This is a genomic window from Bacillus sp. 205(2023), from assembly GCF_037027485.1.
Lineage (GTDB): Bacteria > Bacillota > Bacilli > Bacillales > Bacillaceae > Bacillus > Bacillus halotolerans.
Genome location: NZ_JAXCHF010000001.1, coordinates 490,585 through 506,091, shown reverse-complemented (window position 1 = coordinate 506,091; position 15,507 = coordinate 490,585). Strand labels below are relative to the sequence as shown.

Sequence of the window (15,507 nt, the reverse complement as noted above, 5' to 3'; positions counted from 1 at the left end):
TCTAGGTAAAAAGGAGGTATCATATGAGCTATTCACATATGACACATTTAGAACAAAAGCGCTTTTCAGGGCTGTCACAGAGAACAAGCAATGCATTGGAAATGACGGAAAAAAGACAAATCCCGCTCTTATGGAATCGATTTTGGCAGCAGGATACGAGCATGTTACTCCCGCCTAATAAAAAGGATCAGAGCATTATCGCTTTATACTCTCATTACGAACAGCAGGAGAATGGGTTTTACACATTTTCTGTCGGCGCTTTTACCGAGCATAGCGACATGCTTCCGGAACCTTATGAGGATATATATTTACCGGCTTCCGCTTATGCTGTTTTTACTTCAAGAATCGGTCCTATTGAAGACATTGTACTCGACACATGGAAGGAAATCTGGTCTTGGGACAAGCGCCATTTGCGTACGTTTTCAGGAGACTTTGAGCAGTATGATCAAAGTGCGCTTTCACCGCAGCGGGCGCAGGTTAAAATATTTGTCGCCATAAACTTGGTATAACACTCTTGAAAAACTAATGGTATTAGTTAATAATAAAACTAACACCATTAGTTTTTTATTCAGGAGGATTATCATATGAGAATCATTCAGAATCAAACTGTGCGGCAGCTGACGTTTTATCCGACATTATTTCCGGTCAATTGCTATCTTGTAGAGGAAGAAAATGAAGTAACCTTAATTGATACTGGTCTTCCGAACAGCTATAAAGGGATTATCCAAGCAGTGAATCAGCTGGGAAAACCGCTACAACACATTTTACTGACTCATGCGCACGGTGATCATGTCGGTTCATTGGATGCACTGTCCCAAGCCTTTCCTCATGCAAAGGTTGTCATATCCGAGCGTGATTCATTGTTGTTAAAAGGAGATGTTTCTTTGCGGAAAGATGAACCGCAGACGCCTGTAAAAGGAGGAATTCCAAAAAATATCAAAACAAAGCCTGACGTTTTGCTGGCGGGTGGCGAAACAATCGGTTCTCTAATTGCGATTTCAACCCCAGGTCATACCCCGGGAAGCATGTCGTTTCTGGACACAAGAAACAGAATTGTAATAGCTGGGGATGCATTTCAATTACGCGGGGGAATAGCCGTCTCCGGCCAGATGAGATGGACATTTCCTTTTCCTGCCTTCGCCACTTGGAATAAGGAGGCTGCTGTAAGAAGCGCGGAATGGCTTGTTGACAAGGCGCCGAGCTGTCTCGCGGTCGGACATGGAAATTTCCTTGCTTCACCAGAACAATTGATGAAATTAGCAATTCAAAAAGCAAAGAAGGGGGTCTGACCATGTCACCGAGAGCAGGATTACATCAAAAGATGATTATAGAAGCGGCGGCAGAGATTGCTGATCAGGAAGGAATAAACGGCGTGACACTAGCCGCACTCTCTAAAAAAATGAATGTACGGCCCCCGTCTCTGTATAATCACATAAGCGGGCTGCAGGGAATCAGAACAGAGCTTGCCGTTAGCGGTTTGACAAAGCTTTTTGATCAGATGGCTGATTCCGTCAAAGAACAGAAGGGGGAGTCCGCCTTGCTATCTTTAGGCGATGCATATGTTGGGTTTGCAGTTGAAAATCCGGGTTATTATGAAGCGACTTTGCTTAAAATTCAAGATGAAAGAGCTGAAAGCCTGTCAAACCAGATTGTCCGTCTTGTCACGAAACTGCTAATTGACAGCGGTTATGCAAACGAACAGACTGTGATCCATGCAACAAGAGGGCTGCGAAGCTTGCTGCACGGATTCGCGACTTTAATCGGAAAAGAAGCGTTTGAATTAAAGGAAGACATTTCAGACAGCTTAGCATTTTCAATCCGATTATTTCTATCGGGTCTGTCAATAAACAGTAAAAGTATTATGTAAACTAAATAATATATGTCTTATATTTCTGAATATTGTATAATATATCATGCAGTATATATAAGGGAGAGGCAAGAGGCGATGCATGATATTTACAAAATTGAGCAATTAGCGGCAGCATCATGGCCGTCTTATATTCAAAAAAGAATGGGGAAATGGCTTCTCAGAGCGAACTTTGGCGTAACCAAACGGGCGAACAGCGTATGGACATCGGCGGACATGCCAGAAGGAGATTACCAAAAAGAGATCGAGCATTTCTATAAAAGTTTAGGTCTGCCCGTTTGTATTCAAATCAGTGACGCATCTCCGGAAGGACTGGATGATGCATTGGCAGACAGCGGATATGAAAAGATTGATGAATGTTTTCAGATGACAGCATCATGCTGCGATATTTTAGATCGTACTTTTGACAACAGCCGATTTACATATAAGTGGGAGCAACAGCCATCGTCTTCATGGATTGATGATTTTATCCGATTGGAAGAATTTTCACCCGAACGGCATTGCGGCTATACAAGCATTTTCAAACGAATGCAGCCGTGTAAAACCTTTTTCACTATGTATGACCAAGGCAGCCTGACAGCAGTGGGCACGGCTTCCGTTATCGATGGCTATGGCGGACTCAGCAACGTTGTAGTAGCAAAGGAACATAGAGGAAAAGGGGCAGGGACTCAAGTCATCAGGGCTCTGACTGAATGGTCAATGAACCATGGAGCTAAGTATATGTACTTGCAAGTGATGAAAGAAAACTCAGCCGCCGTTTCTTTGTATAAAAAAATCGGGTTCTTGCCTATATCGGAACACCATTACCGGATCAAAAAGGAGGATGGCTGATGAATTCGCTTCAAGAGATTATCTGTGAAAAACGGACATATACACGCCTTTATTCCTCACATAAGCACGCGTACAGCCAATTTCTTTTTCCCCTTGAAGGGAATATCGATCTTGAAACAGAGGATCGGCAGGTCAAATTAAAGCCGGATCAATTTATATATATCCCTCCAGAGTGCGAGCATCGGTTCCGCTCTATTGGCAGAAATGAATGTCTTGTGCTGGATGTGCCGCTTCAGGCGATGAAAATTGAGGAGCATCATGCAGCCGCAGGGATTGAAGCTGCAATCGATCCTTTTTGGTCTTCGATCAGGCACTTATTAATAGAGGAAGCAAACACACGCTCAGCGCACACGCTCCATTTGCTTGTTCAATACATAAAAGAAAAACTGCAAACCCATACTCATGCGTCAATCGCATACATCCATAGCCATTTGTCTGAGCCGCTGACAATACAAAAGCTGGCGAAAATTGAACATTATCACCCAGCTTACTATTCAAGCTGGTTTAAGAAACAAACCGGTAAGTCCCCTCAAGCCTATATAGCTGACCTCCGTCTTGAGGAAGCGAAACGGATGCTGATTGAGAAAAATGTTACGCTGACTGTCGTGAGTCAAGCGCTCGGCTTTCAAAACCTTTCTTCTTTTACAAGATGGTTTGCAAAAAGTACAGGTGTATCACCCCGAATGTACCGGAATACCTTTCATTCAGATAAAAAAATATGAGCTTTTGGTTAAACATTTAGCAGGTGTCTCTTTTAAAATAGTAAGAAAAAGGAGATATAATGATGGCTGTAATTGAAGATTTTGAAAAACTGGATATCAGAACTGGCACCATTATCAAAGCGGAAGAATTCCCTGAAGCAAGAGTCCCGGCGATTAAACTGTTCATTGATTTTGGAGAAGATATCGGCATTAAACAATCAAGCGCGCAAATCACAAAGCGCTATTGCCCAGAAGAACTGACCAACACACAAATTATCGCTGTCGTGAACTTCCCGCCGCGCCGAATTGCAGGTTTTAAATCCGAAGTCTTAGTCCTCGGCGGCATTCCCGGCCAAGGCGATGTCGTCCTGCTTCAGCCTGAACAACCATTACCAAACGGAACAAAAATCGGATAACACAAAAAAGACGTTTGCCTAAGAGGCAAACGTCTTTGCGTATTGAGGCGATGCACCACACGCCACATTCGTGTGTGCCGCAAAGGGCATGTACATCGGCTTACACAATTCAGCTCATCGCTATATGAATATAGCATGACGGGTGAGGAAATGCAAGGAGTACTTTGTTATTGTATGTTTGAATTTGTTGTGAAAATATGAAATGAAGAGAAATAGGGGAGATTACTGTACAATGATTAGTTTGTATTGGATGGTTTGAAACCGGTAAAAGTTATGTTATGACCTGAGTGTGACCCCAACTGTGACCCGAAGTATACATTTAAGAGTTGTTATAAACGTAGTTCAATCAATGAAAACGTACTAAATATCAAAGTGAATAGAGGAACTAGTATGACCTAGACTTTTTGATCTGGGTCTTTCTTTATTGCACAAAAAAATGCCTAGGATCTCTCAATAGGCATTAAATGTTAGTATCGATATCTTCATTTATTTTTTGACTTAGTTTCTGAACCTTCTTTTTAACATAAAAGACCAGGGTGCTGCCAACACCCCGGCTCTGTACAAAAAGCTGCCCATCAAAGGGATTGCTCGATGTGGTTTCTTGGTAGACCTATCCCTTTAGGTTCTGAGGCTCAAGGGAGGTCTATTTTTTATTTATATACGTCAACAGGGCGAGTATAAACGACTCGAATGCAAGACATTAGCATTAATGCCTGGAATATTGACATAGCATTACCCCCTTTCATTAGGGGATGAGCAAGACTCCCTTGAGAGAGCAAACTTTACAGGAGATATTTATACATAAATGTCCTGTCGTTAAAAATTCAAATATATTGACAACGTGAAAGGGGCTTGCAAAATGCAGGTTCTTTGGTTATAAAACCTTTGATATATTGTCTATAAAAAATCAATTTGAATATGGAAACAATACAAGAATAAAAGTTAGATTTTGCTTTGTTTATTGGTCATTTTTTCTTGTAAATACTTTTCATGTTCTTTCTCCAGAATAAAGTTCCGAGTTTTTTTGTGACTAATGGTAGCGGGAAATTAAAAAAGAACCTGGTGAAATAGCCTAGGTTCTTTTTATATTGCACAAAAATAGACACGGTGATATAATCAGACTACGTGTGCTTTCTGTATAAAAAGTTATAGATATCCATCTTATATTTTTATTATATCAGGCTGGAAAGCTCTTTGTCAATTATTATTTTTGAAGGGGAGATGTAGAATGAGTTCTTTGGTTCTTGGTTTTTATGAAATTGAAAAAACACAGCATTTGCTTGTTGGAGGAAAAGGGTTAAATTTAGGGGAATTATCAAAAATTCAAGGTCTACAAGTACCAGAAGGATTTTGTGTCACAACAGTAGGATATCAAAAAGCCATCGAACAAAACGAAACGTTACAAGTGTTGTTGGATCAATTGGCCATGCTAAAAGTTGAGGATCGAGATCAAATTGGCAAAATCAGCAGAAAGATTCGACAAATTATTATGGAAGTAGAAATTCCTTCCGATGTAGTGAAAGCAGTTGCTCACTATCTCTCCCAGTTTGGCGAGGAACATGCCTATGCCGTGCGTTCGAGTGCGACTGCTGAAGATTTACCACATGCCTCTTTTGCCGGTCAGCAAGATACCTATTTAAATATTATCGGCGAAGAAGCGATCTTGCTGCATATCAGCAAATGCTGGGCTTCCCTATTTACGGATCGCGCGGTAATCTACCGCATGCAAAATGGATTCGACCATACCCAAGTTTATTTATCCGTTATCATTCAAAGGATGGTTTTCCCACAGACTTCGGGGATTTTATTTACCGCTGATCCAATTACTTCCAACAGAAAGGTGTTATCCATTGATGCCGGTTTTGGACTTGGTGAAGCACTGGTCTCTGGCTTGGTATCTGCCGATTGTTATAAAGTACAGGATGAGCAAATCGTCGATAAGATGATAGCAACCAAAAAATTGGCTATCTATGGACGAAAAGAAGGAGGAACAGAAACACAGCAGATCGATCCGAATCAGCAAAAGACTCAAACACTGACTGATGAACAAATTTTACAACTGGCACGCATCGGGAGACAGATCGAAGCTCATTTTGGTTGCCCGCAAGATATCGAATGGTGTTTGGTTGACGATACTTTTTATATTGTCCAGAGTCGTCCAATCACAACTTTATACCCCATCCCTGAAGCGAGTGATCAAGAAAATCACGTCTATATCTCTGTTGGTCATCAACAAATGATGACGGATCCCATAAAACCACTGGGATTGTCTTTTTTTCTGTTGACGACTTCTGCACCCATGCATAAAGCTGGTGGAAGGTTATTTGTTGATGTCACACATAATCTGGCATCACCTGACAGCAGAGAATTTTTATTAAATGGCATGGGACAACACGATCCGCTCTTAAAAGACGCACTTATGACCACAATTGAGCGACGAGATTTCATTAAGTCGATACCAAATGATAAAACAGCAACGATTCCCAACCGAAGTAATAATACAGATATGCTGGCACAATTCGAGAACGATCCAACAATCGTTTCTGATTTGATTAAGCGTAGTCAAACATCGATAGAAGAGTTAAAACAAAACATCCAAACGAAATCGGGATCGGATTTGTTTGATTTTATTCTCGAAGATATCCAGCAATTAAAGAAGATCTTATTTGACCCACAAAGTTCGGCTGTGTTTATGGCTGCTATAAATGCTACATCATGGATTAACGAAAAAATGAATGAGTGGTTAGGCGAAAAAAACGCAGCAGATACGCTTTCTCAATCTGTACCTCATAATATTACTTCAGAAATGGGTCTTGCGCTATTAGACGTCGCAGACGTGATACGTCCTTATCCAGAAGTAATTGCTTATTTACAGCATGTAAAAAATGATCACTTTTTGGATGAGCTGGTTGAGTTTGAAAATGGACAGAAAATCCAAGACGCTATCTATGCTTATCTCAACAAATACGGAATGCGGTGTGCCGGAGAAATTGATATTACAAGAACTCGATGGAGCGAAAAACCAACTATACTTGTCCCAATGATTCTTAATAATATCAAAAACTTTGAGCCTAATGCCAGCCTTCGGAAATTTGAGCAAGGGCGACAGGAGGCTTTGAAGAAAGAACAAGAGTTATTAGATCGATTGAAGCAATTACCGGATGGTGAACAAAAAGCCAAAGAAACCAAACGAATGATCGACATCATCCGGAATTTCATCGGATATCGGGAATATCCAAAATACGGCATGGTTCATCGCTACTTCGTTTATAAGCAGGCTTTACTGAAAGAAGCCGAACAACTCGTAAAAGTGGGCGTTATTCATGAAAAAGAAGATATATACTATCTCACTTTTGAAGAACTTCACGAAGTCGTACGCACAAATAAACTGGATTACCAAATCATAAGCAAACGAAAAGACGAGTATAAATTATATGAAAAACTATCTCCACCACGTGTTATCACGTCTGATGGTGAAATTATGACAGGCGAGTACAAACGAGAAAATCTCCCAGCCGGAGCGATTGTAGGTCTACCTGTTTCCTCCGGAGTTATAGAGGGACGAGCACGTGTCATCTTAAACATGGAAGATGCTGATCTAGAAGCTGGAGATATATTAGTCACTTCCTTTACTGATCCTAGCTGGACACCATTGTTTGTATCCATAAAAGGCCTAGTCACCGAAGTTGGTGGACTGATGACCCATGGAGCAGTGATAGCGCGTGAATATGGCTTACCTGCAGTTGTTGGAGTTGAAAATGCTACCAGACTAATCAAAGACGGGCAACGAATTCGTGTGAATGGAACAGAAGGGTACATTGAAATATTGTAATGGCTTATCAATTGAGATCTTGTTATAATGGACGGCCTTAAATGGATAAAAGAACGGTTATACTGTTCATTCTTTTATCTCTTGAGCAGAGATAAGGACACTTAGTTAATGTTGAATATTTGATGGCTTGCTACACACATTGAGGCCTTAGCTATTCTTCGACAAGATTAGAGAATCGATGAAATATACAAAAATGAAAAAATAATACTCTTACAATAAGTAAAGTCGGATCCCCATAGAGTGGGGATCCGGCTTTTTTATGTAATAATTGCTTAGCACGGGAAATCCGCATTGCAGGAAAGAAGATCCTGAAGACATGGTCAAAGCAATTCAAAGCAGCATGTGGAGAGAATTTGGCCAATGTGCACAGTAGGCATTGGAGATAACATGTTACTCAGTAAGCTTGCGCTTGACCTGGAGAGTAAGAAAACAAAGAGTGGTATTGCACGTTGGAGATATGAAGATGTACCAAATAAACTCTGGAAGGTTCACCCGTTGTCTAAAATGTGGGGAATAGGAGGGAGGATGGAAAGAAATCTGAATCGGATGGGAATATCAACTGTAGGTCAGTTGGCTAAATTTCCTTTAGAGCTGCTTGAAAAGAAGTTTGGAATAATGGGAAACCAGTTGTACTACCTCTCACGGAATTGATTTATCAGAAATAGGTGCTCCGTTGATGCAAGGTCAGATTAGTTTTGGTAAGAGTCAAATTTTAATGAGGGATTACACAAGAAAAGAAGAGATTAAGGCTGTTCTTCTGGAGATTTGTGAGGAAGTCGCAAGAAGGGCACGTGCACATAATAAAGTTGGTCGAACAATTAGCCTAGGAATTGGTTACAGTAAAGATGAGCTTGGCGGTGGTTTTCATCGATCCAAAACAATTGATCTACCCACAAATAACACAATGGACATTTATGAATGTTGCTTGATGCGCTTTTATAAGTTTTACTCGGGTAAAACAGTGAGTAATATCTCAGTCACGCTATCAAATATTGAGGGTGATGTTAATCAGCAGGTTAGTTTATTTGAAGTGGATAATAAAAAGAGAAGAAAGCTTGGATTCGTTATGGATGGAATTAGAAGCAAATACGGATCGAAAGCGATCCTGAGAGCAGTTTCTTATACACCTGCAGGGACAGCACTTCACAGAGCTAGGCTAACAGGTGGACATAAGAGTTAAAACCCTTCTCAATGAGAAGGGCTAAACATTAAACAAAAAACTTGGTTGGTTGAATAGAAGTAATGTTCCTTTTAGCTTCATGGAATTCTTGGTCATTCGAGGATGAAAAGCCACTAAACACTGCTAATCCAACGACAACTGACAAGGTGGCTAATGCAAGTTTAAATTTCATATAAACACTCTCCTCTTTGTATTTGGATTCGGGCATCCACCATGACGTCAAAAAAGGTGGTTGAGTTTTCAAATTGCCCTATCTCCTTACAATAATTAGCCGTGTCGAGTGCTAATTCCTCTAAATCTGGATACATAACATTATCTTTAAGTACAGAAAAAGTTCGGAAAACTGTGCGTTTATCTATAGAGTCGATATATAAAGCCTTTAAGTAATTAAACTCAGCAATTAAGACATCGTCATTTATTGCTTTTGCTTTCTCGATTCCTTTTTTGTAAAGAACCAAGGCTTTTTCAATATCCTTCATTTTAAAGTGAATTTGTGTCAGCGTAAATAACGTGTGAGGGAGGAGATCGCTTTTATCTCTTTCATACAATGAAACTGCTTGTTCAATATATTCAGCAGCTTTGTCATACTCTTTCATCTTATAATAACAGTTTCCCAAATTATATAATGATGCACCAATTAGTTTGTGTTTGTTTATGGCTTTTGAGTCTTTTAGGGCTCTCTGAAGATGGGGAACTGCTTTTTCATGACTTTCCAGATCATCAAAGTTGCCTGCTACAACAAATGCACATTGTATTCGGCGAACAGTATAAGTTTTTTGGTCTTTATAAATGTTAAGGGCTGCTTCAGCATAGTGCATTGATACATGGGTTTGTTTCATGTGATAATACACTTCAGCCATTTTGAAATAAAACTCAGCTCGTTCAATTTCATCTGTTACTAAAGCGAGCTTTTTCTCAGCAATTTTATATGACCTTATTGCATTTATAAAATCCTTCTTATCAAATTCATACATTCCTCTAAAGAAATTGCAGTAGTATTCCAGGACACCTTTAAGCTTTGTTTGGCTGCTTTCGATCTTTTCTAATAAGTCTGAAATTTTAGGACGTGCTTCATTCAATGACTTAGGTTTAAGGTAATCCAGCATTAGCTGATGACGAAAACACATTAGAGAATAATACAGCAATAAGTCTTGATCTTCCTTCATATGTTTTATTTCTTCTTCAACCTCTGCTTTTAATATCTCAGCATCTGGAACGGCGAACATCCGTATGTATTTATACCACTCATTGATTTTAACTCCAACCGTGGATGACGGAATTAATTGCTCCATTGAAATCCCTCCCTCTATGTATCCAATAGACTAAATATGTAATATTTTATCATATTTAAGTGTTTAAGGAAGATTAACGTTTTCTTAAAAAGCGAAAAAAATACCCTCCTCGATTAAGAGAAGGGTAGGGGTTTTATCTCGGTGAATCATAATCCATTGCTTGTTCACTATCAGAAATACCTTGAGAGTTGTCGGGTCAACAATGATTCCCATTGCAGTTAAAAAAGTTAGAAGTGCATTAAATTTCTCTGTCAAATTGTCACCCAATACCGTCAAGTCGTATATCGTACACGATCCCAGTACTTATATTGCATCTAAGGGTTAATCAGTCGAGATCATTGAGGAATCAAAATATAGCCAAGTGATTGTTATTACTCAGCGCAACAGAAAAGAAGGAACCAGCAAAAGTAGATATTACGGTTGATTTCATACATAAAAGATCACATAGGAAGAAACACCTTGCTTCAAACAAGAAAAAGGAGCTAAAAAGCCCCTTATAAGTTTAAATAACTTTTGTATAAATAGCCTTATAAAACCCTATTGAGTAATCAAAATAATAATTTGTAAGAGTATAAGTATAACCATTGTATTCAAGAGAAGGCTTGAAGTTTGGTATGGGACTAAGCTGATATATGGTATCGTATTCATATTCATCATTTTTCACAACAACTTCAGATGAAACATTCGTTGCCAAGGCAGGAACAGCGGATATTAGCATGCCGAATGTTAAAGCAGAACTCAATAAAATTTTTCGAGGGTTCAATTATATCAACTCCATTTACATATTATGCATTTATTATGCAATATCTGGAGTTTATTTGGAAGTGAATGAAGGATCATAAAAGCCTATTTATTTTCAAAATCGTGGTTTTAAACAAATTAGGGGGAAACGAATGAATCAAGATATTCAGCTTTTGAAAGACCTCCAAACTGAATTGAAAACGCAGGATCATGGCTCTCAAGCTGCACCGCGGTTTGTTTATAGGAGATTATAAATGAATTAGGACTTCAGATGATGATGATGCGGAACGCTGTTCTGTTTACATCCCTGAAGATGGCGAATCTTATGACCTGGAAAGTTATCTAAAGGACATCAAGGAGAATGATGAATTGTCTTCAGAAGCGGTGGAAGATATAGAGTGTGAGGCTTCCGCATTAGATTGGATATATGAATATGTAGACAGTGGCGCTGATCTGATACCAGAAACAGAGGTTCATTACATTTATCAAAATACAATGTTTCTAACTAAAGCAGAGGCAAAAGAGAAAGAAAATGATTCAGAAGTAATTGCAGTTCACCAATCCTTATTCAAAGACAGCCTTCCTTTTGGATATTTTTATTAGTATCAATTCTGTATAAAACATGTATTTTATTCTAAACAAAGAGAGATGTGAACAATGGTAAATATCTTAACTAATATCTTGAAAAGTGACAGATTGGATGAATATCCAAAATTTAAAAAGTTCTGCTCCCTCAAAGAAAAAGGGTTACGTAAGGAATCCTTTAAACCATTATCTTCCTTTATTGATGAGGCAAAGACATGGGATCATAATGTACAACAGAATTTTGCTTGTTGGCTGTTTGCTTTATTTGAAACATCAGATGATATTCACCATACACTCGTTCATCCTTTGGAAAAGGAACTTTTAAAGCCTTTACTTGAGATATGGATGAAGAGTAACCCCGAAGATCCAAGACCATATAGGTGGTATGGCGTGTTTTTAAATGCTGAAAAACGTGTCGATTACTTATACAATGCACTTAGACTTGGGGGCAGCAATGAACAATTATCCTTATTAACGCTAATCGATATTAATTTGAACGCCCTTTGGTATTCATTTCATCATATATCCGAAGATTTGTATCTTGGCGATATTAAAGAAGATACAGCACTTATTACTAAGTCACTGCAGTTAAACAACAAGGTAGAATGTCAACAAACAAGACATAACAATAGCGAAGCACTTGACTATTATCAAGATCTGTTGAATGACTGGGTATTGTTTACAGGAAAACAATCAAAGGGATTTATTGAATGATGTGAAAATACGGGCAGAAATTATCATTGGGTCAAATCTTATTATTACGAAAAATAACAATTGAGCGTAGTTTTGTTTATTGCATGCTTGTTTTAAATTTACATAAAAACACCATTTGATTAAGACATTTTGATCGTGAATTGATCATGCTTTTGCGACTGTTAGAAGCTATACAGGTATGAAATGGAGCGGTATCCAAGAGAGCTGTTAGATAACTCTGCACATACCTAAACATTGAACTGCATGAGTTGTTGCTATTTCAAAAAGATCATAACCATATCGATCACTCAGGATAAAAATGGTATACTAAAGTTATAAGGTTAGGAAAAAATCACAAGTTTTCTAGGTCTACATAAAATCGTACTTTTATCCAAAAAGGGGAAAGTGAATGGTAATGTAAATTGATTGATGATAGGCTGTAACACATTAACTCTATGTTCCGAAGAGTTCCTCATAGCATGAGTTTTGCTTAACTTGGAAGTTTAATTGATACAGTGAGAAAATGTAAATATAACGGCGAATGGGTTACTGATAGTCAAGGTGAAAAAATGATATTGATTTAATGGAGGATGTATGAAAAGGAACATCAAAGAGAGTCCTAAAATTTTTATAATATCTGTATTTAGTATAATAATTATTTTGTTTATTCCATGGATACTCCATTTATATTTATCAACCGGTTCAAATAGTGCGTGGGTGAGTATTCTTGGAGCATATATTGGTTCTGTAATTTCTGGCTATATTACTTTTATTGGTGTGGTATTAACTTTAAAGTTTACAAAAAACGAAAACAATAAGAGCAGGCTACCGAATAAAATTCAAAATGCTGACGAGTGTCTTGATATTCTGAGTGATTACATAAAAAAAATAAGAACATTTAGTGCTGTAGATGTGGAAGAACATTTTATGAAATCATCTCACGAACGCAGTTTAAAATTGTATGAAATATCGGAAAACTTTGTATTGATACCGACAGACGCAGAAAAACTAATCACCAAAGAATTTCCCAAGCAAATTAGAGGCCATTTATCACATGTTAATGCTAAATCTTATAAAGAATATAGAAAGTTCTCGATTAATTTAAGCCTACAGTACAGGAAATTTATATTTCCAGTGGAACAAGAACTTGAAATTTTCCAACAGGATTTGATGGACGGGTACATGGATACAGATGCGCATATAATTATAAGTGGGAACCTTAATGAACTTCCACTATTATCTGAAGACAAAGAAAGGCTTAGAAAAATACAATCTGATCTTTATTATAAAGAAAAAGAACTTTTGTTATCTTTAGAAAATCTATGTGAAGAATTTAAAATTAAAATTGGACAAATTACAACTGAACTGACTAACGAAATGGATTATTAATTTAAAACCAAATGGAGGCACTATGAATCATAAACTCATGGATTTAATTAAATATCTAATCAGTCTGAAAAAGGAAGGGGAATTTTGGGACTACAAAGAAAAATGGCACAAGGAAAATGAGAGGTTAATCCATGATATTCTTTGTTTTGCTAATACTTATCATGATAAAGACTGTTTAATTATTGTTGGGGTAACAAATGATGGAGAAGTAAAAGGGCTCACTGAAAATGAAAGAAAAAAACAAGCTGACTTAATTAACTTGTTAAACAGTTACCCTTTTAATGAGGAACCCCCTTCCATCGAACTACTAAATATTGAAATATTTGACGGAGAGTTAATTGATGTTTTAATTATAAAGAACTCAAATAAAGTTCCTTACTTTTTAATGAAAAGAAATAAAGACTACCAAAAGATTAAACAAGGCTTAATTTATAGTCGTATTGGTGATACTAACACACCGATAGACCAAGGAGCCAATCATAACAAGATTGAACTATTATGGAAAAAAAGATTCGGAATTAACAAGACTGGGTTGGAAAGGTTTAGTGATCTTTTAGATAGTCCTAGTGATTGGGTTTCAAATGAATGCGGATACTATCATTCTGTTTTCACTGATTATGCACTAAAATACCAAGACTCAGAATATCCTAAAGATAGAACTAGTGTTTTTTATTCCTATACAATGTACAACAAAGACACGTCTTTTGAGATGGTTGAACTGGAAGTCAACGGGAGAGCCCTAAAAGAAATTGAATTAGTTACATTGGATAGTGGTAGATATGTTACTCCTTCTCCAGAATGGGGATATATAAAATTTAGTTTTAACGATGTGTTTGATTTTAAATATTTTGTTAAAGGTGATTTGAAGTATAAGCTACATAATTTTTTTATAGATGAAGACAGTGAAGATGGCTTGATTGCCTATAGAAATTTTTCGAGTGTAGTGCTGTTTTTTAATTCTTTAGATGAAAAAAAGCACTTTATTAATTTTTTATATCAAAATGAGAAAATATTTAAGGAAAGGATGAAATTAAAAGAAGGGGATTATGTTAGAACTGATAATGCTGTTTTCCAAAGACAACTAAGAACTGGTGAAATTTTAAAGCAGATGCTTGAAGATTTTAGAAAATTAACTTTTAATTCATAAGTAAAAATGTGGACAAGCATAAGAAAATTTTCAACTAAACTTAAGTACAACAAACCAGGTGAAAACAGATCCGAACAGAATTTATTATCAAGAGTTCACATAAAAAGGCAAAGCTTAAGAGACGTTTGGATAAAGAATTTATGGTTTGAGCTTAATGATATGAATTATATCGTAACGCGGTGGTTATTTTTCAGAGGTTGAATAATGCTCAATCTTTTATACTCTGGATTTATGGCAATCGCATTAGTCACTATTGGCATCATAGGATTTTACGCTTTAATCACTTATTTGGTGTTTGCTGTCCCTTTGCAATTTGCAAGTGCTGCTGAGAAAAAGAGGCAAAAAGTTTAAATTAAATTTATCTTTTTATCTACACAGCTATAGCTTTTGTAGCTGCGTTATCGTTCTTTGTTGTGACTAATCCAACAAGTGCTCTTGCTTGCTGTGCTAAGTAGCTTAAATTATTTCATTATGAGCATTGTTGTAGCTTTCATTTATTGGTTCTGGGACTCTATATTCTTACGGAATTAAAATAAGTTTAAATCATGAATTTCACACCGTTTACAACAAGTAAGAAGGCTGCTGTTCCAAACAATAAATATCCAGACAGTTTTTGTTTGCTTAATATCGCTTCAACTCCGACTAATGATAAAAGGGCTGCAACAAATAATTGCACAACCAACAACAATATTTCATTTTGATTAAACAGTGAGTATACGCACAAGACTAATGCTAAGCAAGAAACCGAAATTTTTGCAACCTTTAGCAAGGTATCACTCCTTATGCAGTCATGAATTAACCTTAACATGATTACGTGTCTTAATCCGAGAGCA

The 15,507-nt window shown here is 37.4% G+C and carries 16 protein-coding genes and 3 pseudogenes; 14 read left to right on the top strand and 5 right to left on the bottom strand.

What is annotated here, in order from left to right; all coding sequences use genetic code 11:
* Positions 1-23 precede the first annotated feature (23 nt).
* From WA325_RS02170 to WA325_RS02130, 8 genes and pseudogenes are all read left to right on the top strand, one after another.
* The gene (locus WA325_RS02170; RefSeq protein WP_024121704.1) at positions 24-509 is read left to right on the top strand and encodes a GyrI-like domain-containing protein; all 486 of its coding nucleotides are present in this window, start codon (positions 24-26) and stop codon (positions 507-509) included.
* A 75-nt stretch (positions 510-584) separates the two neighbouring features.
* Complete coding sequence (locus tag WA325_RS02165; protein ID WP_336183155.1) at positions 585-1,289, top strand: MBL fold metallo-hydrolase; 705 nt, start codon at positions 585-587, stop codon at positions 1,287-1,289.
* 2 nt (positions 1,290-1,291) lie between these two features.
* On the top strand, positions 1,292-1,867 hold the full coding sequence (locus tag WA325_RS02160) for a TetR/AcrR family transcriptional regulator (protein ID WP_336183154.1): 576 nt from the start codon (positions 1,292-1,294) through the stop codon (positions 1,865-1,867).
* Between the two features lie 78 nt (positions 1,868-1,945).
* Positions 1,946-2,698 (top strand): GNAT family N-acetyltransferase, encoded by a 753-nt coding sequence (locus WA325_RS02155; protein WP_336183153.1) that lies wholly within the window; start codon positions 1,946-1,948, stop codon positions 2,696-2,698.
* Complete coding sequence (locus WA325_RS02150) at positions 2,698-3,420, top strand: helix-turn-helix domain-containing protein (protein ID WP_336183152.1); 723 nt, start codon at positions 2,698-2,700, stop codon at positions 3,418-3,420. Before WA325_RS02155 ends, WA325_RS02150 begins: the two co-directional genes overlap by 1 nt.
* A gap of 62 nt (positions 3,421-3,482) precedes the next feature.
* Positions 3,483-3,815 (top strand): chaperone CsaA, encoded by a 333-nt coding sequence (csaA, locus tag WA325_RS02145; RefSeq protein WP_105955047.1) that lies wholly within the window; start codon positions 3,483-3,485, stop codon positions 3,813-3,815.
* Between the two features lie 1,228 nt (positions 3,816-5,043).
* Complete coding sequence (gene ppsA / locus WA325_RS02135) at positions 5,044-7,647, top strand: phosphoenolpyruvate synthase (protein ID WP_336183151.1); 2,604 nt, start codon at positions 5,044-5,046, stop codon at positions 7,645-7,647.
* A gap of 298 nt (positions 7,648-7,945) precedes the next feature.
* A pseudogene (locus WA325_RS02130) lies at positions 7,946-8,827 on the top strand (DinB/UmuC family translesion DNA polymerase); the annotation flags it as partial.
* 28 nt (positions 8,828-8,855) lie between these two features.
* Here the strand turns inward: WA325_RS02130 and WA325_RS02125 are convergent.
* The 4 genes from WA325_RS02125 to WA325_RS02110 all read right to left on the bottom strand — a co-directional run bounded on the left by WA325_RS02125 (position 8,856) and on the right by WA325_RS02110 (position 10,882).
* On the bottom strand, positions 8,856-8,999 hold the full coding sequence (locus tag WA325_RS02125) for a hypothetical protein (RefSeq protein WP_024121692.1): 144 nt from the start codon (positions 8,997-8,999) through the stop codon (positions 8,856-8,858).
* Positions 8,989-10,119 (bottom strand): Rap family tetratricopeptide repeat protein, encoded by a 1,131-nt coding sequence (locus WA325_RS02120; protein WP_336183150.1) that lies wholly within the window; start codon positions 10,117-10,119, stop codon positions 8,989-8,991. The genes WA325_RS02125 and WA325_RS02120 overlap by 11 nt, the downstream gene beginning before the upstream one ends.
* 133 nt (positions 10,120-10,252) lie before the next feature.
* Complete coding sequence (locus WA325_RS21425; protein ID WP_372588338.1) at positions 10,253-10,297, bottom strand: hypothetical protein; 45 nt, start codon at positions 10,295-10,297, stop codon at positions 10,253-10,255.
* Between the two features lie 324 nt (positions 10,298-10,621).
* Positions 10,622-10,882, bottom strand: a complete 261-nt coding sequence (locus WA325_RS02110) for a hypothetical protein (protein ID WP_081638323.1) — start codon at positions 10,880-10,882, stop codon at positions 10,622-10,624.
* A 347-nt stretch (positions 10,883-11,229) separates the two neighbouring features.
* Here WA325_RS02110 and WA325_RS02105 point away from each other — a divergent pair, with 347 nt between their 5' ends.
* The 6 genes and pseudogenes from WA325_RS02105 to WA325_RS02080 all read left to right on the top strand — a co-directional run bounded on the left by WA325_RS02105 (position 11,230) and on the right by WA325_RS02080 (position 15,205).
* Positions 11,230-11,463 carry a hypothetical protein gene (locus WA325_RS02105; RefSeq protein ID WP_106022513.1) on the top strand — a complete coding sequence of 78 codons (234 nt, stop codon included), beginning with the start codon at positions 11,230-11,232 and terminating at the stop codon, positions 11,461-11,463.
* A 54-nt stretch (positions 11,464-11,517) separates the two neighbouring features.
* Positions 11,518-12,159, top strand: a complete 642-nt coding sequence (locus WA325_RS02100; RefSeq protein ID WP_336183149.1) for a hypothetical protein — start codon at positions 11,518-11,520, stop codon at positions 12,157-12,159.
* Positions 12,160-12,298: 139 nt separating this feature from the next.
* A pseudogene (locus WA325_RS02095) lies at positions 12,299-12,455 on the top strand (helix-turn-helix domain-containing protein); the annotation flags it as partial.
* 277 nt (positions 12,456-12,732) lie between these two features.
* Positions 12,733-13,527 carry a hypothetical protein gene (locus tag WA325_RS02090; RefSeq protein ID WP_336183148.1) on the top strand — a complete coding sequence of 265 codons (795 nt, stop codon included), beginning with the start codon at positions 12,733-12,735 and terminating at the stop codon, positions 13,525-13,527.
* 22 nt (positions 13,528-13,549) lie between these two features.
* On the top strand, positions 13,550-14,674 hold the full coding sequence (locus tag WA325_RS02085; protein WP_336183147.1) for an ATP-binding protein: 1,125 nt from the start codon (positions 13,550-13,552) through the stop codon (positions 14,672-14,674).
* Positions 14,675-14,878: 204 nt separating this feature from the next.
* A pseudogene (locus WA325_RS02080) lies at positions 14,879-15,205 on the top strand (UPF0715 family protein).
* Positions 15,206-15,212: 7 nt separating this feature from the next.
* Here WA325_RS02080 and WA325_RS02075 read toward each other — a convergent pair.
* A complete protein-coding gene (locus WA325_RS02075; RefSeq protein WP_105955051.1) occupies positions 15,213-15,443 on the bottom strand; it encodes a hypothetical protein in 231 nt (76 codons plus the stop codon).
* Positions 15,444-15,507: the final 64 nt, after the last annotated feature.